Annotated in this window: 22 protein-coding genes; 2 read left to right on the forward strand and 20 right to left on the reverse strand. The window is 26.0% G+C overall.

The window, feature by feature from the left end; genetic code table 11:
- Positions 1–35 precede the first annotated feature (35 nt).
- Positions 36–521, reverse strand: a complete 486-nt coding sequence (locus tag EXC62_RS01175; protein ID WP_026390406.1) for a hypothetical protein — start codon at positions 519–521, stop codon at positions 36–38.
- A gap of 173 nt (positions 522–694) precedes the next feature.
- On the opposite strand from EXC62_RS01175, the gene EXC62_RS01180 reads away from it, so the two are divergent.
- The gene (locus EXC62_RS01180) at positions 695–1,702 is read left to right on the forward strand and encodes a WYL domain-containing protein (RefSeq protein ID WP_026390407.1); all 1,008 of its coding nucleotides are present in this window, start codon (positions 695–697) and stop codon (positions 1,700–1,702) included.
- A 45-nt stretch (positions 1,703–1,747) separates the two neighbouring features.
- Here EXC62_RS01180 and EXC62_RS01185 read toward each other — a convergent pair whose 3' ends face one another.
- From EXC62_RS01185 to EXC62_RS01220, 8 genes are all read right to left on the reverse strand, one after another.
- Positions 1,748–2,377 (reverse strand): SIMPL domain-containing protein, encoded by a 630-nt coding sequence (locus tag EXC62_RS01185; protein WP_026390408.1) that lies wholly within the window; start codon positions 2,375–2,377, stop codon positions 1,748–1,750.
- Between the two features lie 320 nt (positions 2,378–2,697).
- Positions 2,698–3,669 carry a type I restriction enzyme HsdR N-terminal domain-containing protein gene (locus EXC62_RS01190; protein WP_026390409.1) on the reverse strand — a complete coding sequence of 324 codons (972 nt, stop codon included), beginning with the start codon at positions 3,667–3,669 and terminating at the stop codon, positions 2,698–2,700.
- Positions 3,670–3,748: 79 nt separating this feature from the next.
- On the reverse strand, positions 3,749–4,534 hold the full coding sequence (locus EXC62_RS08955) for a phospholipase D-like domain-containing protein (RefSeq protein ID WP_052589832.1): 786 nt from the start codon (positions 4,532–4,534) through the stop codon (positions 3,749–3,751).
- Entirely contained in the window at positions 4,527–6,311 is a 1,785-nt protein-coding gene (locus tag EXC62_RS01200) for an AIPR family protein (RefSeq protein ID WP_162140175.1), read from the reverse strand. Before EXC62_RS01200 ends, EXC62_RS08955 begins: the two co-directional genes overlap by 8 nt.
- Before the next feature lie 98 nt (positions 6,312–6,409).
- Complete coding sequence (locus EXC62_RS01205; RefSeq protein ID WP_162140176.1) at positions 6,410–6,670, reverse strand: hypothetical protein; 261 nt, start codon at positions 6,668–6,670, stop codon at positions 6,410–6,412.
- A gap of 40 nt (positions 6,671–6,710) precedes the next feature.
- Complete coding sequence (locus EXC62_RS01210; RefSeq protein WP_026390412.1) at positions 6,711–7,571, reverse strand: type II restriction endonuclease; 861 nt, start codon at positions 7,569–7,571, stop codon at positions 6,711–6,713.
- Positions 7,564–8,334, reverse strand: coding sequence for a DNA-methyltransferase (locus tag EXC62_RS01215; RefSeq protein WP_035375687.1), 771 nt, complete (start codon positions 8,332–8,334; stop codon positions 7,564–7,566). The genes EXC62_RS01210 and EXC62_RS01215 overlap by 8 nt, the downstream gene beginning before the upstream one ends.
- A complete protein-coding gene (locus EXC62_RS01220) occupies positions 8,327–9,154 on the reverse strand; it encodes a DNA adenine methylase (RefSeq protein WP_026390413.1) in 828 nt (275 codons plus the stop codon). Before EXC62_RS01220 ends, EXC62_RS01215 begins: the two co-directional genes overlap by 8 nt.
- A gap of 241 nt (positions 9,155–9,395) precedes the next feature.
- Between EXC62_RS01220 and EXC62_RS01225 the strand changes: the two genes are divergently transcribed.
- The gene (locus EXC62_RS01225) at positions 9,396–9,986 is read left to right on the forward strand and encodes a recombinase family protein (protein WP_026390414.1); all 591 of its coding nucleotides are present in this window, start codon (positions 9,396–9,398) and stop codon (positions 9,984–9,986) included.
- Positions 9,987–10,107: 121 nt separating this feature from the next.
- Here the strand turns inward: EXC62_RS01225 and EXC62_RS01230 are convergent, their stop codons facing one another.
- The 11 genes from EXC62_RS01230 to EXC62_RS01275 all read right to left on the reverse strand — a co-directional run bounded on the left by EXC62_RS01230 (position 10,108) and on the right by EXC62_RS01275 (position 25,143).
- The gene (locus tag EXC62_RS01230) at positions 10,108–11,445 is read right to left on the reverse strand and encodes an MATE family Na+-driven efflux transporter (RefSeq protein WP_026390415.1); all 1,338 of its coding nucleotides are present in this window, start codon (positions 11,443–11,445) and stop codon (positions 10,108–10,110) included.
- A 133-nt stretch (positions 11,446–11,578) separates the two neighbouring features.
- The gene (locus EXC62_RS01235; RefSeq protein ID WP_162140177.1) at positions 11,579–12,145 is read right to left on the reverse strand and encodes a hypothetical protein; all 567 of its coding nucleotides are present in this window, start codon (positions 12,143–12,145) and stop codon (positions 11,579–11,581) included.
- Complete coding sequence (locus EXC62_RS08960; protein WP_197724319.1) at positions 12,145–12,870, reverse strand: ADP-ribosylglycohydrolase family protein; 726 nt, start codon at positions 12,868–12,870, stop codon at positions 12,145–12,147. The genes EXC62_RS01235 and EXC62_RS08960 overlap by 1 nt, the downstream gene beginning before the upstream one ends.
- Positions 12,824–13,300 (reverse strand): ADP-ribosylglycohydrolase family protein, encoded by a 477-nt coding sequence (locus EXC62_RS08965; RefSeq protein ID WP_052589839.1) that lies wholly within the window; start codon positions 13,298–13,300, stop codon positions 12,824–12,826. Before EXC62_RS08965 ends, EXC62_RS08960 begins: the two co-directional genes overlap by 47 nt.
- Positions 13,300–13,578 carry a hypothetical protein gene (locus EXC62_RS01245; protein WP_026390417.1) on the reverse strand — a complete coding sequence of 93 codons (279 nt, stop codon included), beginning with the start codon at positions 13,576–13,578 and terminating at the stop codon, positions 13,300–13,302. Before EXC62_RS01245 ends, EXC62_RS08965 begins: the two co-directional genes overlap by 1 nt.
- Before the next feature lie 21 nt (positions 13,579–13,599).
- Complete coding sequence (locus EXC62_RS01250; protein ID WP_026390418.1) at positions 13,600–16,374, reverse strand: DEAD/DEAH box helicase family protein; 2,775 nt, start codon at positions 16,372–16,374, stop codon at positions 13,600–13,602.
- 2 nt (positions 16,375–16,376) lie between these two features.
- Positions 16,377–16,763, reverse strand: a complete 387-nt coding sequence (locus EXC62_RS01255; RefSeq protein ID WP_026390419.1) for a (deoxy)nucleoside triphosphate pyrophosphohydrolase — start codon at positions 16,761–16,763, stop codon at positions 16,377–16,379.
- 131 nt (positions 16,764–16,894) lie between these two features.
- A complete protein-coding gene (locus EXC62_RS01260) occupies positions 16,895–19,960 on the reverse strand; it encodes a metallophosphoesterase (protein WP_162140178.1) in 3,066 nt (1,021 codons plus the stop codon).
- A 569-nt stretch (positions 19,961–20,529) separates the two neighbouring features.
- On the reverse strand, positions 20,530–21,864 hold the full coding sequence (locus EXC62_RS01265; protein WP_129747411.1) for a DUF6119 family protein: 1,335 nt from the start codon (positions 21,862–21,864) through the stop codon (positions 20,530–20,532).
- Positions 21,846–22,085 carry a hypothetical protein gene (locus tag EXC62_RS01270; protein WP_129747413.1) on the reverse strand — a complete coding sequence of 80 codons (240 nt, stop codon included), beginning with the start codon at positions 22,083–22,085 and terminating at the stop codon, positions 21,846–21,848. Before EXC62_RS01270 ends, EXC62_RS01265 begins: the two co-directional genes overlap by 19 nt.
- Before the next feature lie 10 nt (positions 22,086–22,095).
- Positions 22,096–25,143, reverse strand: a complete 3,048-nt coding sequence (locus tag EXC62_RS01275; protein ID WP_026390422.1) for an AAA domain-containing protein — start codon at positions 25,141–25,143, stop codon at positions 22,096–22,098.
- Positions 25,144–25,406 lie beyond the last annotated feature (263 nt).

A 25,406-nucleotide genomic window follows, 5' to 3' on the forward strand; every position in this document is an offset into this window, starting at 1 on the left:
AAGTTCTATTTTAAAAGTTAAGCCAGGGAAAATATTTAAATCTCTATTTCCGTTAAAATATTAGCTTTATCAATTGCAGTCTGTAGCTTGTGAATGTCTTCGGTATTTTGTTTTAACAATTCACGCACTATATTAATATCATACAATCTTTCGTTATATTCAATTATTCCTTCGTAAGAAGTTTTACGAGTAACTTGTTTATAACTTGCTAATTCATTTAAACGTATTTGATTATTGTTTTTTTGTGCTAATAAGATTAGAGCTTCAGATATTACTAAATCTTTATAATCGGTTTTAGTAGTCAAATTCGCTTTATTTATTGCATTTTTAATTTGTCTAATTTGTTCTTGGTAAAGATCAAGATTGCTATTTGCTTTATCAAATATATAATCAGTCTTTGTTACCTCTTCATTTGCTAAGTAAATAATAAATGATTCACGTCTTTCTATATCCAATAGTTCTTGAATATCATTTTCAAATCTTGCAATCATTTTCATCGCTTCTTTAATTGATAATTTCATTTTTAACATCTCCTTTTGTTCTACACATCAATTATATGTTTATTTTTTATAAACTAAAAGTCTCATTTTATATTAATAGTTTGACCACCTTTTTATACTATAGTCATTCATCTTAAAAATTTCTTTATTTTTTGACCACTTTTTATGGTATATTAGAGAAAAGAGGTGTAAAAATGGAAGAAAAAATTAAAGTAAATATTCAAAGAAGCGTTTTTGAAATCTTAAATAAAGATATGGAGCTTTTTGGTTTCTATAAGAAAAATGGTTCATTAAATCAAAATCTTTTTTTCACAACCCTAATTTCAAATTATTACAATGATTATAACGATAAAAAGAATCATACATTCAATTTAATTAGTGATCACTTAATTAAATCCAAAAAAATCACTGATAAAGATGTTTATTTTTTAGCACTTGAAATTACAGATAAAATTGATGAATATATTTTAGATTTAACCAATGAACGTTTTGATAAAAGTATTGCTATTAAACCAACAAAGAATACTCTAAAGGTTTTTAACTATATCAATGATTACTTAGTTCCTAATACGGGAATATCATCATTTTATCGAAGTTTATTTACATCTTATTCAAAATTACCTCAAAACGAGAGAGAAAAAATAATATTTAAGGACGAGTACGAATTGATTAGTAAAGCAATTAAAGAAAATAAAAAAATTTTCTTTACCCTACTTAAAAATAATGAAGTGTCCCCTTATAAACTTTCAAGTTCTAAAGAAGAACTTTTTAATTATTTATTAGCAGTTAATAACAATAAAATATTCACATATAGATTATCAAAAATAAAAAACATAACAATTTTAAATCAACCATCAGAAGTAACATTAAAACAAAAAAACTTATTAGATAGAATGATTGAACTTGGACCTCAATATCCGATTTATGAGGAAGAACTTGATGAAATCATTGTCAAATTAACTAGCAAAGGTGTTGAACTATATAAATCAATATATCTACATAGACCAAAATTGAGTAAAATAGAAAATGATTTATATTATTTTAATTGTTCTTATGGGCAAATAATGCAATATTTTAGTAGATTTGGAAAACACGCGATTATTATTAGCCCAAAATCACTCAACGATAATATTTATAAATATTATAGCAGTGGATACTATGCTTATAAAAATTATATAACTGAAAAAAAACAACTACCTTAATGTGGCAGTTATTTTTTATTGAACGTTTATTTCATTTACAATACTTTATTTTATTTCAAAAATAAATTCTAAATATTCACTTACTTCAATATTCTCCGGTTCAATACTCATTCTATATGATGACTTTGTATTAGCATCCATATTAAATCTAGTTGCTGATACAAATCCATATTCATTAGTTTTGTTATCGATCGCCAAAATGTTTCCTAAGCTAACGTTTGATGCTCTAGCTATCATGTTAGCTTTTTTTGTTGCATTTTTAGTAGCATCAATTAAAACTGCTTCAATAACACTATCAGTATCTTCAACTGTAAATTCAATATCAAATCGAATTGTTGTGTTAAAACCTGAAACTATTTCTAAAATCTCGCCTAGTTTTCTATTATCTAAATCAAATTCAATTTTTAGTGCTTGTGTACATAAGAATCCTTTAACAATTCTTTCTTTATTATCATCACTATATTCAGCCCTCACATTATAATAAGTAGTTTTTATATCTTCTTTATTAATACCTCTTCTACTTATACCGTGAACTAAATCTTCAACAACAGAATTAGCATCATTAACTGCATCATCATATCTAACGCCTCTTGTTTCAACATTCATTGTAACAACAGTTCGATTAGGTTTAACAAATACTCTTCCTTTAGATCTTACTTTAATTACTCTTTCCATAAATAAATCTTCCTCTTGATTACTTAATCATATTATACCAATATTTAGTTATTAAATCTATTTAACTTTTTAGCACTTTCTGTTATTTATACAAAAAAAGCAGAATAATCATTTTGATTATACCACCTTAATCTCGCATATATTATAAAACACTATATTCAGTTTTCTTTCATTACTTTCTATATTTTCAGGCATTATTAACAACATTAAAACTATTTTTTGTTTCTCTATAATATCTGTTTTTATACGCATCCATAAAAGCATGTTGTTCTATAGAATAATGGGAAATGATATATTTAGTTTTGATATTTCTTTTATAGTTATCTTAAAAAACTTTTTTCTCTACTTGTTAATGGGTCATCATTTAAAACTTTATACAATAATCTTATTGCACTATGAGTAACTATTTTATTCGGGTCACTTGGTAAGTCAAATCCATATCCATCCAAATAGTCACGGCATATTGTTAATTGCTGTGCGGGAATTTGATTACTATCCAAATCTATTAAATGGGGATACTTTGATAATTTGCTTCCTATCGGAAATATCATATATCTAACACCTCTAAATTCAAAAACTTTACTTTCATATTCTTTTTCAATTTGCTGTTTATTTGTTACTTCTGTTTTAGCATTGGTTTTTTTAATTTCTACACTTAAATTGTTTTTCAAATATTCAAGAACATCTTCTTTATATTCTTGTTCTAATCCTTTAACAAATATTTTGTTAATTAATTCATTACTGCCATTTAATTCTTTTTCTATCTGTTTAGCTTCAATTTGTGATATTTCTTTCTTCAAATATTTCACTGAGAATTCCTCCAACTTTTTATTATCAATTGTATTTTTATCAATAATACTAAATAATTCGACACCCACCATATTACCTTTTTCTATATCAATTGATACTACTTTAACTGGATCGATTTCATTGTATGCATCATCATCATAGAAAAATTCTATTTTATTACCAATAAAAATTCCATATTTCAATTTTAACTGTCTCATATATGATTTTAGTTGTTGTGTAATTCGAACTGTATTTTGTTTTGTTACTTTCTTTAGTTCTATCACAATTATGTTTTTATTATCTTTTTTTAATATTACATCTGGTATTAATCGATTATTTGCACCAATAGGTATTTCCATTCTAGAAACAATTTCACCATTTAACTTAGACCAATTTAATAATTCAGATAAAACATTTTCTATTAATTGTTGAACTACATTTTCATTCGTTTTGCTTGTTTTTAATTTATCTATCTCATCACAAAACTTATTCCATTTTTCCACGTAATCACCTTATTTATAATCATTTGCTTCTATTATATCATTAAATAAATGTTAACTGCACAGAACATATTTGGTTAATTTATTTATTCTTCCAATTCTTTTTATAAGTTCCATTATCATCTATAAATTCAATAAATCCTAAGTTTCTTAAATTTTGTAATATCTGTCTTATCTTATCCTTTATAAAATTGTTAGTAGGATAACTTTTTTTGAATTCTTCTTCGTATTCATATATATCACTAAGTACAAATGTTTCTTTTAGTATATTCTTATCTATAGCCTCAAACACAATATAATTCCATCCACGAAGTGTATTTTTTAACGATAAGATATCATTAGCTTTTAATTCTAACTTTTGATTAACAACTTCGACATTATTATTCTTAAGTGTTTGAACATTCTTACTTATATTCACAACATCTTTATTAACTAAACTTTTAGAATCTTTATCTTTTATTATATTTCTATAATCTAATACAACTTCTTTTATTATTTTTTCTTCATTAGTTAAAATACCATACTCATAATTAGTATTTAATCCTTCTTTAGTTAGTGAACTTGAAGTTATCCAAACTATTTCATCATCAAAAACATAAAATCTTGCATTAAAGTTTTTATAATTATAGATTTCATTTTTTTCATTAATCATTTTATTGTATAAACTAATCATGTTTTCTTTTTCAAGAAATGACGCAATATTTAATGATGTAATTAACGTAACTTTAACATCTTTGTTCTTATATAGTAAAATATCACTTATAATATCATCATCTAAGTCTGGTGTACATAAAACAATATTTTTACTAGCAATCTCAACTTGATTGACTAAAAAATCATATGATGGATTTCTTATAAGTTCAATCATTTATGAACACCTTACTTATTAAATCTTGAAGTTCTTTATTTGCCATCAATATATAAATGTGCGGAACAATGTGCTTATAATAATTCGCATCAAGTTTTGTGAAGTTACTTGGGACAACAATATCACCATTCTGCTCACTTACTTCTTTATGCACTTCATATCTGCTCGCTATTCTTGTTAACAAAATATCATATATACTGAATATATATCGCTCTTCATCTTGCTCCTTATTAACAAATAGTCTATCAATTTTACTTAAAGGTTTTAATAATTGCTTTCTTCTATCTTCATTATCCCATAAATCTTTAGTATTAAAATCAATAACTCTCCTTTGGATTGCTATTGCCAATACTAATGAGGATATTACAAAATAAAAACCATTGTTCATAATACCGTATTTCATTTCATCAACTGAAAATTCGCTTTTTCTTTGTTTTTGATAAGCTTTATAATATTTCTCAAGAATTAACAAGTCTTTTACAACTTCTGCTTTTGTTTCCTGCGAGAAGATATTGTAATACAATCCTTCCGAATAAAGTTTATTAGTGTTTGATCTTGCAGTACCAGGAATTTGAAGTATTGATGTTGCTAAGAGCTTTGTAACTTGATCTATTTTAGCGTATAAAAATTTTTTATATTTATCAGCTCGTTTTTCACCGCGTTTTAATTCATAATAAACACCGATCAAACTTAGTTTAGACTTTAATTCTATTTGTTCTTTTTTATTTGACATTAAATCTTTCGCTTTAATAGCTTTTTGTGAGTTTGATGCTCTTGCAACTTTAGATGCAAAATCATCTCCTTCCCTAAATACTTTCATTCCTGTTTTAATAATCTTTACTGGAACATAGATATCTAAATTTCTTACTAGATTACCATTTAATCCAATTAAAGAAGTTGTTTGTCCACCATTAATTATAGAAAAATTTGTAAGTTTAATCTCTTTTCCTGATATATCTAAGTCATCAGCCATTATTATTAATCCATTATTATAAAACCAAAAGTTTTCCGGTTCATCTTTTAATGTTTCTTTTATTCCTTTATCAACATTCTTATCTTTTATATAATATCTTAAATTTTGAGCAAAAAGACCTTTATCTTTAAAATTATTATATAAGTCTAGAATTGATTTTGCATTAACATTTGCAATTATTGATTCTTCATATTCTAAATAGTTGTCAGTCTTATCAATTGAAAGTTTAGCATTAGGTACAGACATATTACCACTTTCTACTAGATTAACGGTTTCAAGAACATCTTGTCCAAAATGAATGACAACTTCATACTCGAGTTTTAAATCATTTACTCTTTTATTAAATGAATTATATTCTACTTTTGTTTTTGTCTCATAACTTGTAAAATAATGAATAACAACTTTACCATCATTTTGAATTTGATCCATCGCAAGCGATAGTTTGCTTTGAACATTTCTGTTTAAATGTTCAAACTCATTTTTTTTAAAATCTACTAACGTTGAATTAATCTTTGTTACATCACCAATTAACATATCAGCTGTTAATTTAGATGTTTTATAAAGTTTAGATTGAATTATTATTACATCGTTTTCATCACTGTTAGGATCATTAAATACAGCATCAATTCCTCCATCATTAGCTCCATCAACCACATACTCTTCTGCTTCACTTGGTGCAAAACTTGCTTCATAGAAAAAATACTTCATACAAAATAATGTAAATATTTTTTCTTCACTCCAATTAGCCGATGAATAGTTCTCACTTTTAAATTGTTCTAAAAGCTTTTTTAAATCTTTATTCATATAATATCCCTCCAAAAAAACATCCTTTATTTAATTAGATCATTTTTTGGATCATATGTCAAATTATTATTAATTTTAATAAAAAAAGCCAGTATTTATCATACTAAGCTATCTTCATTTAATATATTCTCAATAATCTCATCTAGAATATCTGCACTGTCACTTTCGATATATCGTTCATACACAGCAGAAATCATATTATCAAAATGTTCTTCTGTAATACTATCTATATTACCAATATTATTTTCATAATAACTAATAAATTTATAGGCAATATTAATATGTGTAATATATAGATTTTCATTATCAAGTTTTTCGATTATTTTTTTTGTGTATTGTAATAAACTAAATTTTTCCATAACATTACCTCATAAATATTATACACAAAATAATGCTATTTTACTTATTTAATATTAATTCTTCTAGTAATCCGTTTTCTAGGTCACTAACATTAAAGACATATTCTATTTTATTATATGCATCTTTTAGATTATTCTTTGTTTTTAACCATCCAAGTCCATCGGTGATCCAAACAAATGTTACATTAGGAACATTCTTTAAATCTTCAGCAAGTTTTATATAACTTCTTGATGTTTCGTTCAGTTTAGATCCTGATGTACGATAAAAGTTTGTTTCTATGAGGAATAAGTGATTATTCTTACTCTTTAGAACAAAATCAAATCTCTTATTTCCGGTATATTCAAAGTACTTCTCATCAATTTCAATACCTAAATCAGTTTTTATTTTACTTTGTGTTGCTTCTTTAGACCAAGCTGTATCATTTATTCCACTAACAAACTTCTCTACTAACATACCCATTGCTGTTCCACTTCTATTTTTTCTTCCATTAGTATCAAGACCTACTTCAATACCTGTAACATAATCAACAAAATTTTTAATTCTCAGATCTCTAAACAATTCTATAAGTCTAGTCTTATATATAAATTCAAGATAATAATTCTTATCCATATTTTCTTTGAAGTCATATGAAACTATTACATTATTATCTAGAATATCAAGTTTGTTTTCTCTTACTGCAAGCAAAATTGGTAATACACTTACAACATCAGGATTCTTATCCAGCATTTTTTTAAATTCTTCATCAAAGCTTTTTTGTCCTATCAAATGATTTAAAATATTCAAATTGTATTTAACATCTTTTACTTCTTTAAATACTTTATCAAAATTAACATAATAGTCATATGATGTTATAGTACTTTTTAATTCACTTATTAATTTATCAAAACTTCTATTATTCATTATTACTTATTCCCTTCTCATATCTTCTTATCGTTAAATCTAGGTATTCACTTTCTAGCTCTATACCTATATATTTCCTATTCAATTTACTTGCTGCTATGCCTGTTGTTCCACTACCATTAAAAGGATCTAATATAAGATCATTTTCCTTTGTTGATGCTAGTATAATTCTTTCTAGTAATGCAAGTGGTTTTTGTGTTGGATGTTTTCCTTCTTTTTTCTCACTAGGTTTAGTTAATCCAAAATCCCAAACATCTTTCATCTGTTTATTATTATTAATAGTTTTCATTAAATCATAATTAAAATAATTCTTAAAACCTTTTTTTCTAGCCCAAAGAACAGTTTCAGTCGAATGAGTAAATGCTTTTTTAGCAAGGTGTGGTGGAGGATTTAACTTTCTCCATGTGATATTATTAATAACCTCAAATCCTTCAAGTTCTAATGCAACACCAACTATATAAATATTATGAAACGTTCCAGATATCCAAATAGTTCCAGTATCTTTAAGTACACTTTCACATAACTTTATCCATCTTCTATTGAACTTTAGTTTTTCATTTGTAGTCATTAAAGTAGAATCCCATTTTCCTTTATTAACAGAAACCATTTTCCCACTGTTACAAGTTATTCCATTATTAGATAGAAAATAAGGTGGATCAGCAAATATCATATCAACTGATTTCTTTTTTATCTTTTTTAATATTTCAAATGAATCACCATTATAAAGAACAAAGTTTTCTTTTGAATAATACTTATTAGTCATAATTAGTTATAATAACCTCTAACACATCACCTCGACCGTTAGAATTAGAATTAACAAGTCTTTTAGCAGATACGACTTTAATCTTATAGTCTTTATATAATTCCTTTATAAACTCAGTATAATGATTACTAAGCATTACTTTTACTCCAAGTTTGCTAAGAATTTCAAATGTATTAAAAAGCCTTATTTGATCTTCTCTTGTAAAACTATCTTTTGTGTACGATGTAAACGACTCTTTATTATCTAAGTTATCATAAGGCGGATCAAAATATACGAAATCACCTTTTTTTGCTTCACTAACGGCTTCTTCAAAATCAACATTTACAATTTTTATATCATTATTACAAAAGAATTTGTTTACTTCATCTATATTTTCTTTTGAATATAAATTAACTTTTTCTTTTTGGCCAAAAGGAACATTGTAGTAACCTTTACTATTAACTCTATATAATCCGTTATACCCCGCTTTATTAAGATAAATGATTCTGGCTGCCTTCTCATGTTTAGGAAGTAGTTTATAATCATCACTTCTATCTAGTTCTCTAATACTATAATAATATTCTTTTGAATGATTAAACTGATGCTCATCAAGTTTGCTAATAAGTTTTACATATTCGTTCTTATTACTTAATACTTTATAAACATTAACAAGTTCACTATTCATGTCATTAATAACTGCTCTTTTAGGTTCAATATCAAATAATAAAGCGCCACCGCCAATAAAAGGCTCGTAGTAGCAATCATACTCTTTAGGCATTAGTTCTTTTATTTTGTTAAGTAACTGCCTTTTTCCCCCAACCCATTTTAATACTGGATTCATATTTCACTCTTTCTGTTTTAAGAGATTCCTTTAAGGTACACCTTTTAAGACTTCTATTTTTAAAGTAAAGTATTTAGAAACTTCTTTTAATTTTATATAAACTTGATAAATTATTAAAAAAGTGATAGGATCAGCATATATATTATTGAGTTTTAAAAGGTGTACCTTTTAAGAAAATATCTACGTTTGATATATATTAGTGTTAAAATAAATCTTGCATTTTACATACAGGAGGATTTTTATGACTAAAACATATGCATACATTAGAGTTTCATCTATTACACAATCAATTGATAGACAATTAGATGAAATAGAAAGATTAGATTTACCAAAGAAAAACATTTTTATAGATAAGCAAAGTGGAAAAGACTTTGAAAGAAAGTCTTACTTAAAACTTAAAAGTAAACTTAAAGAAGGCGATTTATTAATAGTTAAGAGCATTGATAGATTAGGTAGAAACTATGAAATGATCATTGATGAATGGTCTTATATAACAAAAAAAATAGGGGCAGATATCAAAGTACTTGATATGCCTCTTTTAGATACTAGAATACAACCAGAAAATTTAGTTGGTAAGTTTATTAGTGATATAGTACTACAAGTATTATCATTTGTTGCTGAAAATGAACGTGATAATATTAAGCAGCGTCAAGCCGAAGGTATTAGACTAGCAAAAGAAAAGGGCATCCACATGGGACGCCCTAAGCTTACGTTACCTGATAATTTTTATGTTATTGCAAGTAAGTTTAAATCTAAAGAGATTAGTTCTAATGAAGCATTAACCATACTTGGTATATCTAAGTCTTCTTTTTACAAATATCTAAAAGCGTAAAACTACCTTAATAAATTAGCAGTTTTCATTTCAGTTATACTTGAAATCATTAGTATTAATCTGTTTTATTTAGAATATGATCGAAATACTTATATTCTAGCATTATATTCAAGATCTTATTTTACTTTATACTATCAAGCTTAAAATCTATTTTAATATTTTCTTTCTTTAACATCACTACATAAATAAACATCGTTGGTATAAAATCAAGCAACATTCCTACTCCAAACATAATAGATATACCTGTTAGCGTAGGAATAAAAACACCTGTTAAATATAAGATAAACATAACTCCATAATAAAAAACATCAATAAATAATGATTGAATTAACATATATTGAGTCTTTCCTCTACCATAGAAAGTTGCATCAAAAATGCAACTATTAAAAAGAAATGTTATATAGAACCCTGTTTGAATTAAAACAATATAGAAAACAGTATTATAATCTTTAACATTCATTACATGTTGTAAAAATGGTTTCCAAAGTGGAATTGATAATAGCCAAATAACTGCAAATATAGCCGTTAATGTAATATATCCAAATGTTTTATTTCTAATATTTTCTTTATTTGAAGCCGTTTCTTGTTTTACTAAATCAGCAAGTGCTAAACCTGGTAACAATAACCATCCCCATATAAAATTATTAGCAACCCAATAGTTTCCTTGTTCTGATACAACATTAACCATTCTAACTACCATAATCATAAATGCCGTATTTCTTAAGAATGACTCTAAGCCTGAAAACCTACCAATAGATAGCCATTCTTTCATCCACTCAATTTGAAGTTTTTCTTTTTTTAAGATATTTATTCCCTCTTTTTTTAGCATTAAAATTGCAACCGAAAGCATTACTAAATTAACAATAATATTTGTAATTGCTATTCCATTAACACCTAGTTTTAACGAAAAAGATAATGAACTTATTAAAAACATATCTAATATAATTGAAAGACACATTTGAACAGATAATAGAACATACATTGTTTTATCTTTTTTTATTGTAACTAACACTACCATAATAAACTTAACAAGTGTAGCAAAGAGTGCAGCAATTGTTTCAATTCTAATGTATGTAACTGTAGAATCAATTAATGTTTGATCCTGTGCCATAAATCTAACAAGTGGATTTGCAAACAGAATAATTACTAATGATAATACAGTATATATAATACCTGTAACAAGTAATCCACTTTTAACTTTTGCAGAAAACTCAGTTTTATTCAATACTGATTTCCCTAATATAAAAAATATAGGTAATATTAATGCTTCTTGAATAACTTCATAGAACAAATTCACCCATTGTAACTGACTAGCAATATTTATTCCCCATGAATCAGGCATTTCCCCTAAAAAATAAATTCTAACAGTTTGATATATAGTTGGTAGTAACAATAATAACAATAAAGCTACCCATAATCGATAATTAACTGTTTTCAAAGACTTTAGTACTTTCTTCATTTTTCACCTATCCCATTTCTATAGTTTTACAAGAATAATAGTTATTTAAATTATGCTATGAAAAAATCATCATTTTTAAACAAACTATTCACAAGCCATACTTTGAATATATAGCGCAAATTTTATAATCATATCATTTTTCAAAGTTAACATCTACCATTTTCAGAACTTCAATCCCTTTATTCCTATATATTACATTAATAACTTGTTCTTCTGTTTCTCTTCCTTTTAATCTAGGTACGCTTCTATCTTCAACTTTCAGCATTCTACAGACACTGATTTTATTAACAACTGAGCATATTAATTCATCAGTTAAGTTATCACTATTCATTAATTCATCAACTAGTTTAGAAATTGGAATAATATGATCATCATGAAAAACTGATCTATATTCAACACTACTACCACTGCTTATAGATCCATAACTTCCATCTTTTTTAGCTCCAACAAATCTTGTAATATTTCCATCAACTAACGCTTTTATTTTCTTATTATACCAATAATCCATAATTGGCCCACCAAACATTTCTTTCCATAAATTTAAAGCGTTTATTGATATATAATACTTCTCAATCGGTAGTTTAATTTGCCTTAAAATCTGGTTAAGTAAATACTTTCTATTTGCTATTTGATAGTTATTAAAATCTCCTGATTTAGAATAGAATTTTATTTGTTCAATTGTTTCTTTAGGTATATTCATCACTCTTTTTTTCCTTTCCAAAAATTATTTGATAATTCTAATAGCGTATTAGCATAAGCATCCTCTACACTCCCTATAAACATAGAAAATCTTCTATATAAAAATAATCTTATCTCATCTATAAAAAACATAAATTCATTCTCATTCATTCTATTAGTACTACTATCTTCATTTACAACTATAAAATCTAATCCGTTTCTACATTCATATCTTTTATTATTATATGTAAACATAAAATTCTTTTGTCTACTATTTGGTCTTCCATCCATATCACTTACTGAATATCTAGCAAAGAAAAATCCTTCTTTAAATAGTTGCCCTTTTGTTTCCAAATATCTATTTGCAACACTTTCTCTCTTATAAATCATTCTTCTTGATATATCTTTAGATTCTTTATCTAGGAATTCAAAGCATTTTTCTTCTATACTCTCTGGTATACCATAATAAGCTTCAGCCATTGATCCTGTTATGGCACCTATAGTATCTGCGTCTCCTCCAAGTGAAATAGCAATTCTAATTGCATCTTCATAACAAGTAGATTCTAAAAATGACTCTATTGCTTCAGGAACAGTCCCCATACAAGTCTCATTAAAAGTATAGCTTTTTCTAATCTCATTACACGTCTTATCTAACACGTAATAGTTATCATTAATATACTCTTTGATCTCCTGTTTATTCTTACAGTTTAATGCCATATATATAACAGATGAAATTTGCCTCAGCACCTTTTATTCCTTCCAGATGATTATGTGTTATTCCTGTGATTATTCTTGATAATTTAATACATTCTTCCATACTAGATGAAAAGTATGCTACAGGGCTTATACGCATTGCAGCACCATTTCCATAACTATTATATGGAGGTTGTATCCCATTACTCTTTATCGAATTAATACACCAATTTTCAAAGCTTGCACCATATGCTCCCATAGGATTTGGATATTTCTTGTAGAAACTAATAAATTCATTTGCAACAAAATTACCTATATTTTGATAATCATTATTACACTTCTCTAAAGCAGAAAAAACTGCCATAGTTAATATACTATCGTCAGTTATTTCTTTGTTATATTCAAAAAGTGAAAAATCCTTAGTTTTATTATTTTTAAACTCTAATGTCGATCCAACAACATCCCCTATTATTGCACCTATCACTACATACTCTCCTTAAGCAGCAAAACACATATCTCTGCTGCCATCTTCTTTATTTCATCGACACTAAGCCCAATAGTATTTCTTCCGATACTATCTTTAGCTTCTAGAGCTTTTCTAAGATACATATAATGGTCTTTTCTACTTCTATTATATGCCGATATTCTAGTATCAAGTTCACTAGCATTTTCCCAATTTTGATGTTTTATATCTATTGCTTCACCATATTTACGCGATATAAACCATGCAATACCCATTGTCTTTAAGTTTCTTAATTCCATTTTATAGTTCCCCTTTACTTATTAATTATTAATAAAAAACTCAGCTGGGAATTCAGTTTCTAATTCAAACTCAATCTCATGATTATATTTACCCTTATCTGTTGTTTTAACATCTGATATATTGCTTATTCTCACATCCCCTAGGTTAAAATATGAAGTTGATTCATATCCTAAATGTGGAAACTGTGCACAGATATAAAACTTATACTTTTCGTTCACGAACTTATTAACTTTTTCGATTGCTTGATTCTTTGTATTTGATCCTTGTGTATAATAAATAATTCTATTTCTATCTACAATATAATTATCATAAAATGATTTTTTATCAGTTACTTGTATTGTGCAATATACAGTTTTTTTATTGTGATCAATTCTCTCACCTACAACATTCATATAACAATCTTTTGCACCAACATTAAATAAGAATTCTCCTTTATCAACTAAATCAAAAGGCTTCATTATGTACGAATCTTTTTTACTAATTTCTTCAAATAACTCCAGGTGTTCTTTATATAAATCAATAGCATTTAATCTGTCAAGCTCTTTAATAACTTCAACATTTATAACGATCTTATCTCCAACTTTTTCAAATGGAGTTAAAAAATCATTTCCTTTTTTATAATAATTGCTATTTATAGATGTACTTCTTCCATTAATGTATTCATTTGGAAGTAAAATACTCTTCAACGTCTCATCGTTACTAGGATTTCCTCTTAATAATGCCACATACTCTTTTAATACATCACTACTATAACCTCTAAATACGAACTGTGTAATCAAAGTTAAAAAATTCCCTATAAACTTATTGCCTCTTTTGATATTATATTTTTTCTCATAGTATTCATCAAATGGATCATAAAAATTTCTATGTAATAATTGTAATAAATCCATTTCAAGGAATTGCTTACTATTATACATCTCTTTTAGTGTAGGAATAGTTTCATATTTATATAACTCATCTCTAAATCTATTCTTAATTTTTGTTTTAACTTTAAAATCATTTGAAATAGACTTAATAATGTTCTCCATTGCAGTCTTTTCTATTTCAACATTAATAAATGGCGATACAGTTTCAAAATTTGAATTTGCATATCTAAATAGTTTTCTTTTATCAACTGTTGAATTACCGGTTAATACTTCAGCAATAGAATAATTGTTTTTTGAATTACCAATAATATCAAAAACAGTAACATATTTATTAGGATCAAACGTTCTTCTTAATCCTCTTCCTAATTGTTGTAGATAAATAATTGATGACGTAGTGTTTCTAACCATTATTATTGTGTTTATACTTGGTATATCAACACCTTCATTAAACTTATTAACTGTACATATTAGTTCTAATGTATCTCTATCATTCGATTCTAAAGACTTAATATCGTTTTCTATATCTTCAAAGCTTCCTTGTCCACTAACTGCAGCCGTTGTTCTTATTCCTTCACTATTTAGCATATTACTTAGTTCAATTGCTTCACTAATATTTGATGTAAATACTATTCCTTTTAATTTTTCACCATAATGACCTTTTTCATCTATAATTTTCTTAATATAGATTGCTAGTTCTTTATAATCAAATTTTTCTTTGTCTTCCAATAACTTATCTTCAATTTGTAATCCATAATATGTAAAAGGACACACAAGTTCATTATTAAGTGCATCTAACAATCTTATTTCGTATGGAATACTATATTTGAATGTTTCAAATAGATGCTTCGGATCATCAGTTCTTTCTGGAGTAGCTGTTATTCCTAGTGTGAATTTAGGGGTAAAATAGTTAATTAACTCATTATATTTTGTTTCACTACCTATTTTATGAGCCTCATCATATATTATATAATCAAAAAAATCATTAGATACTTTTCTATATAAATAACTATATGCAGTTTTATCTGTTGTGAATATAAAATCTGCAGCTTCAACTTCTCTTAAATTTGATGAATCAAGTTCAACAACCTTCTTATTTCTAAATATATTTTTAAATGTTTTTATTGCTGATGATAATATAAGTCTGTTATGAACTAAAAATAAAACTTTCTTTGCTTCTGAATTTCTAACATCAAAAGCAGATAAATATGTTTTACCTGTTCCTGTTGCAGCAATAACTAATCCTCTGTCATATAAACTTCTACATTCTTCTAGAGCAACTAAAGCTTTCTCTTGCATATAGTTTGGTTTTATATGATTATTATCTAAACTTAACGAGAAAAAATGCTCATCCATAAGCATCTTTTCATTATATATTTCACTATATCCCAAGATAAAATCTTCAGTTAAATCTACGCTTAACTGATCATTCCACAAATTCTCAAATGTTTCACCATACTTATCGACAATATATCCATCTTTACTTGAATCAACTTCTATTGCCATTTCATGAACAATACCAAGTGCTCTCGATGAAATATTATTGCTACCAACAATTAAAGTTCTTAATTCTTCTTTTTCAAAAAAGTATGTTTTTAAATGAAATCCTTTATCATTTCTATATGGATTATAAACCTTAACCGATAGATCAAGTTCTAAAAGCTTTTGTAATGACAAGATATCGGTAACAAGACCTTCTGTTGTTATTAATAATCTACTAGTCTTATCAAACTTTTTAAAATGATCGTAAATTAAACTGAGTCCAGACCAAACTACATAACTTACTGCTATATCAATTCTATTTGAATCATTCAAGTTTTCTATTAGTTTTCTTTTAATATTTTTACTATTCTCATTAACAAGAATTTGAGGATTATATTCAAAAGATAAAACACTCTTATCTACTAATGATTTTTTTATCTTATCATCCATTTTTAAACCTCTTTTAATTTATCTACAATCGGAAGATCGGCAGCAGCCCAATCTAAATCACTTAATTGATCAATTAAAAGCCATTTACTATCTAGGTGCTCAGTTAAAACAATCTCTTTATCAGTTTCACATAGAAATGCATGCATTGTTAGTTCAAATGAATTATACTCATGTTCTACCGTCATTATAAATTTATTTATTTTAATATCAATCTCTAATTCTTCCATCAATTCTCTTTTTAAAGCTTGTTCTGGAGTTTCACCCGCTTCAACTTTTCCACCTGGAAACTCCCACTTTTTAGCAAGTTCACCAGAATCTTTTCTTTGTGCGCAGAAATATTTATTATCCTTTTTTATTACTGCTGCAACAACTTCAATATGCTTTTTCATTTACATCCCACTTTTCTTTATTTACTACGTAAATTATATCATGTTTTAATAATTCACTTTTATATAACATATACTAAAACACCATTCCAACTGCTTAATTCAATTTCACTAATCCATTTTTATATATGAAATCAAAAACTATCTTTTATATTTTTACCTTTTTGAATTTCATTTATACTTCTATTATCAAAAAAAGCATTCAAAAATTTTCTATCATCTTTCACAAATGAGAAATCTTCGTTATCATAAACATATCTTTTTACTATCAATTTTATTGCATTCATTACAAGTATGTCTTCCTTATCTTTTGATTCATTATATAATTTAACTGCCGCTTCTTCAAAACTTTTCTTATCATTTTTTTCAATTGAAAATGACTTAATCATTAAATTTTCTATCTTATGTCCAGAATTTATTAGTTCAAAACCATTAACTAGTTTATCAACTGTAAATTGATCAACACTTCTTCTTGCAGTATCATCATACACTGCCAACATAATACCTCTAACTATGTTAACGAGAATTTGATATATACTATTCTTAATCATTTCTTGATTACCCTTTTTTATTTCTTTTGATATTTCATTATATATCTGATCTATTATCTCATTTTTATTATCATCAAGATCTTTGAACAATAAAAATAAAAGTTGATTAGGCAATGTATATATTAAATGAGTTAGTTTCTTTTGATACGGAACCTCAAGAACATGAAAGAAACTTGGGAATATTGTAGAAATTAACATCGTATAATTTTGTATGCTTATAACTTTTTTCTGAAAATCATCTAGTTTTTCTGTTTTCTTTATTTCTTTAATCTCCTTTGTTTCTTGTGTAACTATTTGTCTTTCATTTTTTTCTTGTCGTTTTTTTATTTTTTCTCTATCTTGCTTTGTTACCTGTTTTAAATCACCTATAAGGTCTTTCGAGTCTTTCAAAAACATAAACTCATCTATATTCATTACCGTTTCTTGTTTAGTATTGTTTTCTGTCTTATCAATTATTTCCTTTATAATCCTTGAATTTTGTTGAGAAAATGCTATAAAAAGAATGATTTTATCATTTACACCTTCAAACAAATTAGTTATCAAGTATATAAAATCATTACTAAATTCATCATAATAGTTTGATTTTTTAACATACTCTTGCGCAGCAAAAAATGCTAAATAATTTTTCGAAGCAAAATAAAGATTATTTCCGTCTTCTTTGATTATTCTTGAATCTTTCAATAACCCAACAAATTCTAAACATAATATATTTGTACCAAATATTTCGTTGTAATTTTCTACAATATTTTCGACTTCACTTACTTTTACTGTATTATACTCTTTTTTACTTACATCAAATGCAAGTTTGTATATAATGGCTAAATATGGGTTTAAATTTGTAATTTTGTATTTAGAAGTGACACTATTTAATTGAAATGTAATATTCGCTCTAAAGACTTCACTATATATATTACTTCCATCTTCACTTCCGCCGACATTAAATAGATAATCAACAAGAAGAGTGAGCATGTATGGATTAATACTAAATAATGTCAGATTTGATTTAATCATATTTTCAAATTTTAAAAGAAAACTTTTTTCTTTACTTATAGTATTTGGTATATTGTTTCTAATCATCAAGCTTTTATATACGCTCAATACCAACTCTTCTCTTTTGGATTTGTAAAAATTATCAATAGTAAACGTTATACTATCTTCTTCAATAATCTCTTTTAGATCTTTAGATGTTTTAGAACTTAATAATATTGATTCTCCATCAACTAAAATTATTTTTCCGAAAAATTTTTGTAGTTTATCAATCCACATTTCCTTTTTTTCCACCATATCAAAGTCATCTATTATAACAATTCTATTTTCTATTTCAACTTTTTCGAATTGATAGAAGCTATTCACACCATATTGTGTGAAAAACTCATTTTTTATCACTGTTTCTTTATTGGTATTCAAACTTTTATACTCTAAATAAACCATTAATTTATCAGAAATCATTTTAGAATGTAAAAATTTCAAGAAGGTTGTTTTTCCTGATAATTCTGCACCTTTTATAATTATAAACTTAAATTTTCTAGAAACATCATCATATTTTTTATAGTTATAAACTTGTTTGCTTTCTTTTGTTATACCCAAGTCATATTTCAATGGCGGAAAAACATATAAATCAAGTACAGAATGAGAACCACTAGTAATATCATAATAAAACTCATTTGTGAATTCAGTTGCAAGACTTAATCCATTTAATGAGGATATAGTATGAGGGATTTCAATATTTTGTGTTTCTCTTTTGTTACTATAATGTTTATTTTCTTTTTCCCATTTATAATTCATTAGAAACGCTTTTCTGTCTTTACTATCATATGTTAAAATAGTAAATTCTGAATCGTCATTTGATGAATTACTAAATTCCCCGCTAGAAATAAAAACTGTTTTATTTCTGGTTGTTAATTTAACCGAATTATTATCTGAATGAATATGTCCTGTGAAAACAAAATTTATTTTGCCATCAATTTCATCAATAAATCTATTCCGCGAGTCATCATTATAATACTCTAAAGGGTAATGCATTAAAAGAAGGTTAATACCATTATTATTACGATAATCTTCAATTAGAAAATCATTTTCTAATAATAACAATCCCTTTTCATTATCATAAAATTGTTGATCATTTGCATCAAAATAAGTATATACTGAATTATTACACATGAAAATATTTATCTCAATATCTTCCAGCTTCAAACAAATCTTAGTAAGTAATTTAGATATTTCTACTATTGAGATATCACTTTGATTTCTTCTGTAAAATTCTTTTTCAAAATATGAATAATTTGAGAATTTTACTAGTTCATTATCAAGCATATCAGCATATTTTTCACTTGTAATTGTCTTTATATGATCTCTATCACGTTTAAAACCTTCATTATATTGAATGTCATGATTACCTGGAACAAAAAAAGCAAAAACTTTTAAATTAGTATCTTTCTTTATTTTTGAAAATAAATTGTCTATTATAGCTTCTGCTTGCTCGTATTCAGGAATTGTTCCCGAATTTACAATATCACCCCCGAATAAAAAAATACATGTTTCAATATTCTCTCTTTTGATTTTCCTTACTATATCGTCTATTTTGTCTACTGAATAATGTGTATTCTTTTTTATATGCAAATCAGTAATATGTATTATTAATAATTTCATTTCGTTCTTCCTTTTTTATTCTATATTTTTTCATTAACATCTAATATTCTACTAAGTATTAGGACCTACTTTTACTCCTTCGGCAAATACTTTCATTCAAATACTTTGAGCTTATATTACCCAACTTCAAGTTGTTTACTATATGTAAATCACTTTTTGTTAAGATATGGTTTATACTTACTTTCTTTTTCTCTTCACAAATATCGATTTCTAAACAACATTAATAATAAAGTACATAGTTATACCTATATTTAAACTACTATCTATCATGACTTTATTTACTGTTTCTTTTAAAAAAATAACTCAAAACTTATATGCTTGTATTTCTCATCGATTTTATATGTCACTTAATTTTTATCTCATCAATATTCTTTCCTTGTATATCTTGTATAAAATTTATTATTTTTCTAATAAAAGCATCAACACAGATTTTTTAGTTATTAAAAAATTACTTACCTTTACCTTATTCATAAATCCACGTCCATGCGCTCAATACTCATAATTATCACTTCAATGTAAACATTATATTAATGCTCTATTTGTCTTCATTCTAAAATAATTCCGATTTCTTAGACGTTGCTCTCTATTCTTACATTTTTAACTCTCTTTATTTTTACGTCGACTGACATTGTTAGTAAGGTTTTATACGCATGCATAAAGGCTATTTTAGCAAAAAACGGAATATGTGGTATTTCATTTTCATCATCGCTTATAATAGCAATTATAATTTCATATTCTTTTTGGAGATTTATCTCATAATTATGATTATTAATTTTTTCGTTTGCTTTAATAACAAATTTTTTATCTGATTTAATTAATCTTGTTGAGACAACTGCTTGGTTAAATAAATGTCCTAAAACAGATGATCCACCATATTTCTTGATATGAATAAGCTTATTATCTATTGTAATAATATCACATAATTCTATACTACTATGTCCTCCACCATAAACAATTAGTTCTTTATCCATTAAAAGGAACCCAGAATTTTCATTTACAAGTTTTTCATTGTACTTATCCTCGTTAAGTCCTGGATTATCAATAAAATTTACTTCTGAAATTGGTGTTGATAAATATTCACGATTAATTTCAGAGACATAATCACTATCAATTTCAAACCATTTACCATTACTAATACAATATGATTTATCATCAAGATCTATTTCACCATAGATGCAATCAATAGCTTTCCACCTAATTATACTTTCTTCATTTAAAGAACTGATAACATCAATTGTTTTACTTCTTAATTGACTTATATTATCTAGAGGTCTCTTAAAAGATTCCATAACCTTATTAATTAAAATGTCATCATGAATATTTCTATCATTTGATATTTTGAATCCTTTTACATTTTCCCAATCAATTACCTCTGGTACTGCCATCCAAAATTTTTCTTCTGACAAATTTATTGACTCAATCATTTTTAAATTGAGTTTCTCATTAGCTCCATTACTTTTTACGGGTTGAATTTTGTCAACCCAAGAAAAATTAGCCTTGTAATTATCACTAGTATATGCATTGTATATTTTCATTAAAAAGTCAGTTATATTATCTTGATTGACATTAGCAGAACAAGAGAATGATTCACCACCAGTTATTATTCCCTCTATAATGGATTCATTTTCTGATTTAGCTGAAATACTACCAATTAAATCTGAATTAATATCAAACCCAAAATCATTAATACCCGATTGTTTAGGCATCTGTTCTCTTGCACTTTTATTCGTTGTTCCAATTGAGGTTTTATTTATGGTTCTAATGGTTTTTTCACCTATTAAATTTAAAGCAGTAATAATTCCAAACCTTTCTTCATAAACGTCTTTCTTCAACAGATGTTTTCCATATCCAAAACTCAAAGCAAATATTCTTTCCACTTCATTTATTATAATTTTTTTAGCCATAAAACATTTGAACTTGAGTTTTTTATATGCTCCTCTAAATTAGATTTTGATTTGTTGAAAAAAGTTTTTAACCATGATGGTGTTTTTTCATAACTCTTTTTATAATAAATCCTTTCTTGTTCGTCAATAGATAATTTTTCTATACCTTCTTCTACTATATCATCAAATAAATTTATCTCTTTTCTTATTAAGTATACTGTTAGTTTGCTTTTTTCTGACATTATATTCCCCCTATCTTAATATTTCCCCAAGGAAACTCTTTATATAAATATATCTTCTAGAGTACTTGTTATCAATTCTTTTAATTTCAATATTATTATCTCTACATATTTCTTCTTTTATTTTATCTTTCTTGATTACTTCAATGTTTTCTTTATGTTCTTTACCATCAAGTTCTACTACAACAACTGGAATATTTTGATTTCCAACTCTTCTAGATATTACTAAATCAAATTCCCCTTTTAATGCAAAATCATATTTTTCTTTAGTTAGATAAATATTTAGAATTGATGCAATCCTAACTTTATTCTCCAAAACGTATTTATCTGCTGTTGTGAGTAAATGATTGATTGTTTCTAAAAACTCTTTTTCTTTTTTAGTATCATAGTTTTTAAAATTAGCGCCATTAATAAAATATGTTTTAGTTGATTCTGTTAATTCTATTTCTTTACCGTTATTAATGGTATACTCTGCTAACTCATAAAAATCATTTTTATCTTCTGATTTTCTTTTAATTTCATTAAAATCACTAACTAGTATGAATTTCTTTTTTGCTCTTGTTGTTGCTACATTTATAAGTTCTTGATTATTTTTAAGCCAATCAAATGATTTTACATTAGAATGCTTAGTTATTGCACTTGATAGATATATAACATCTTTCTCATCACCTTGGAATGTATGCACTGTACCAACAGCAACATCAGACAACCCAACACTTTTAAATGCTTCTTCAATTAAATTTGCTTGGTTTCTAAATGGTGTTATTACACCAACATCTGTATACTTCTTTTCATTTATATCTCTTATTATGGCATCTATTTCTAATAATGATGTATTTTTGTCTGTAGGTCTTGCAGTATTTGATGTATCTACTTTTAATACTTCAAGTGCATTGCCTTCAAGTGACGATTTTAATGGTATTTTAAGTTGACCGTTATAATACTTCTTGTTACTAAAATTAATAATATCCCTATGTGACCTATAATGATATCTAAGTAAAACATATTTTGATACTGTATCTACTTTCTGCATTGAAAGTAGAATTGAATTTTCAATATAGTCATATGATTCACTAATATCATATTTCTTCATTAATATATCATTATTTTCTTTTGCCATGCTTATTACTGGTTTTAACTGATTTTGATCTCCAACCAATAAAAGTCTTTTTGCTCTTGCAATTGCGAACAATGAGTATCCAATTGATGATTGTCCTGCCTCATCAATAATAACTAAATCAAATGATTCACTTTGACTTCCTAATCTATGTGCAGATTGATTAGTTGTTAAAATTACTGGAAATATTTTTTGAAAATTAGAAAAATTCTTATCATCTTTTAAATATGAATTAAATAATCTTGATTTTTCATCTTCATCATCAACATATAATATGTTTAAAAACTCTTTGTTTTTAGGTTCAAATATTCTTTTATAATATTTTATACCTGTAAAAAACAACCAAACTAGGAATTTGTCATCAATCTCTTTAATAGATTTCTTAACATCATCATCTTTTATTATTGGTAAACTTTCAAGTCTTTTTCTTTTATCATAAATCATTTGATTAATGATTAATCCTCTAAGTTCAATGTTTAGATTCTCTTTCATTGAAGTAAGTGAATCAATTTCTTCTTCTAATTCAACTCTTTCTTCATAATCAGATAAAAGCTCATTGATTTTCTTCATATCCTCAGCGCTAGTTCTTGCGTGAACTTCAAGCTTATCTTCATATATCTTATGTTTCTCTATTATCGGAAGTATTTTTTTAATATAGTTTAAACTTTTTAATGTTTCCTCTTTATTTCCAAGTCTAATAAACGGAAGATATAAATCTTTATTTTTATTCTTGCTTTTTAACTTCATTATCTTATCATATATATCATTAATAGGTTTATTATTATTAGAACTAACAAGTACTTTATCTCCATTAAAGAAAGCTGATATAAGACCGTTTATTATAGTTTGAGTTTTACCCGTTCCAGGTGGTCCTTGAACATATGTGATTGGTTTTGTTAATGAGTTATAAATAACTCTTAATTGATCAATATTAACTCTGTCATCCATTAAAACGACATCAACAGTTCTTGTTCTTCCACTTAAGAAAGAGCCTGTCATATTTCCAAAAAATGCTTTTAATGGTGTTGATAATTGCTTCTCTTTTTGCTTTAACTTTATCATATCTAATTCTTTTTCAATATGAATATATACTATTCTTGTTAAATCCATTATGTATGGCTTATCATCCAATTCTTCTCCATGTTTTAAAACTTCAGCATGTAACATGTTTTTTGCTTTTAATTGATCATGAGTAAAAAGGTTTGTAAACTCTTCTGTATCTATATCTAAATAGTTTTTTAAATGGTGCTTATATTTTAATTCGGTATTTGCTGCAAATGTATAATTAAAATTAATCTCTGGTGATAATACTAAAGACTTTTCCTTTGGATTAAAATCTAACTCCTTATATGCAACAACATATAAACCTCTTTTTGTTGATATTGAAAGCATATTTAAAACTAATGTAACACTCTCAAAAGTGTTTTTTTGATCCTGTTTTGATAGTATTTCTAACTTCGGTACTAAATCACTTATTTGTTCATATGTTAAAAAATACTTTTCTTTAATCCTTACTTCTTCAAGTTTGTCTTGATCAATTCCTTTAACTAATGTTGTTTCTCTTTGATACGGTGATTCCTCATTAATCATACATTCGTATACATAATCAATAATACCGTTACTATAAGTGTCATATTCCAACCATTCAAGTCTATCTAAATTAGATTCAATCTTATCAATAAGTCCATTTGGTTGATCGTATTTTGTATTTTCAACTAATAATGCATTTTGAATTTTATCAAAAGATATCCATGTATCAAGTATTGAATCATTATTCTCTGTCATTAATGCAACATTAAAAGTACTGACACGAAACCCCTTATTTTCAATGTCAATATCATTAATTGCTATCCAATAGTTTGTTATTTCATCTTTCTTGTTTAAATATTCAATAGAAATCCAATTTCTATTTTTTATTGCCTTACTTATCGCTTTTTTTATCATCTATCTGACCTACAAACATATATTTATATACTATAAGTATATCACACTATGTATAAAACTTAGAATATTACTAAATATAACTAAAGAAAAAACGCTATTTTTTACAAAAATAAACCAAAAATAAAAGACACAGTGATAATACCATGTCTTATTCTTCTTTATCTTTCAATTCTCTATGTCTCCTATAAAACGTTTCCTTTGATCCTAATCCACTTCTTTTTACAGCTTCATCTATTGTAATTATGCCGTGTACATATTGATTA

It is taken from the genome of Haploplasma axanthum (genome assembly GCF_900660745.1).
Taxonomy (GTDB): Bacteria; Bacillota_I; Bacilli_A; order Acholeplasmatales; family Acholeplasmataceae; genus Haploplasma; species Haploplasma axanthum.

Coding starts and splice junctions, on each gene's coding strand:
- EXC62_RS01220 (WP_026390413.1), bottom strand. CDS start 9,154: ATGAATCCAGTATTAAAATGGGTTGGGGGAAAAAGGCAGTTACTTAAC.
- EXC62_RS01175 (WP_026390406.1), bottom strand. CDS start 521: ATGAAATTATCAATTAAAGAAGCGATGAAAATGATTGCAAGATTTGAA.
- EXC62_RS01245 (WP_026390417.1), bottom strand. CDS start 13,578: ATGGAATTAAGAAACTTAAAGACAATGGGTATTGCATGGTTTATATCG.
- EXC62_RS01250 (WP_026390418.1), bottom strand. CDS start 16,374: ATGGATGATAAGATAAAAAAATCATTAGTAGATAAGAGTGTTTTATCT.
- EXC62_RS01235 (WP_162140177.1), bottom strand. CDS start 12,145: ATGAATATACCTAAAGAAACAATTGAACAAATAAAATTCTATTCTAAA.
- EXC62_RS01270 (WP_129747413.1), bottom strand. CDS start 22,085: ATGTCAGAAAAAAGCAAACTAACAGTATACTTAATAAGAAAAGAGATA.
- EXC62_RS01215 (WP_035375687.1), bottom strand. CDS start 8,334: ATGACTAATAAGTATTATTCAAAAGAAAACTTTGTTCTTTATAATGGT.
- EXC62_RS01275 (WP_026390422.1), bottom strand. CDS start 25,143: ATGATAAAAAAAGCGATAAGTAAGGCAATAAAAAATAGAAATTGGATT.
- EXC62_RS08955 (WP_052589832.1), bottom strand. CDS start 4,534: ATGATTGAACTTATAAGAAATCCATCATATGATTTTTTAGTCAATCAA.
- EXC62_RS01210 (WP_026390412.1), bottom strand. CDS start 7,571: ATGAATAATAGAAGTTTTGATAAATTAATAAGTGAATTAAAAAGTACT.
- EXC62_RS01185 (WP_026390408.1), bottom strand. CDS start 2,377: ATGGAAAGAGTAATTAAAGTAAGATCTAAAGGAAGAGTATTTGTTAAA.
- EXC62_RS01265 (WP_129747411.1), bottom strand. CDS start 21,864: ATGGCTAAAAAAATTATAATAAATGAAGTGGAAAGAATATTTGCTTTG.
- EXC62_RS01260 (WP_162140178.1), bottom strand. CDS start 19,960: ATGAAATTATTAATAATACATATTACTGATTTGCATATAAAAAAGAAT.
- EXC62_RS01180 (WP_026390407.1), top strand. CDS start 695: ATGGAAGAAAAAATTAAAGTAAATATTCAAAGAAGCGTTTTTGAAATC.
- EXC62_RS01255 (WP_026390419.1), bottom strand. CDS start 16,763: ATGAAAAAGCATATTGAAGTTGTTGCAGCAGTAATAAAAAAGGATAAT.
- EXC62_RS01225 (WP_026390414.1), top strand. CDS start 9,396: ATGACTAAAACATATGCATACATTAGAGTTTCATCTATTACACAATCA.
- EXC62_RS01205 (WP_162140176.1), bottom strand. CDS start 6,670: ATGGAAAAATTTAGTTTATTACAATACACAAAAAAAATAATCGAAAAA.
- EXC62_RS01230 (WP_026390415.1), bottom strand. CDS start 11,445: ATGAAGAAAGTACTAAAGTCTTTGAAAACAGTTAATTATCGATTATGG.
- EXC62_RS01200 (WP_162140175.1), bottom strand. CDS start 6,311: ATGAATAAAGATTTAAAAAAGCTTTTAGAACAATTTAAAAGTGAGAAC.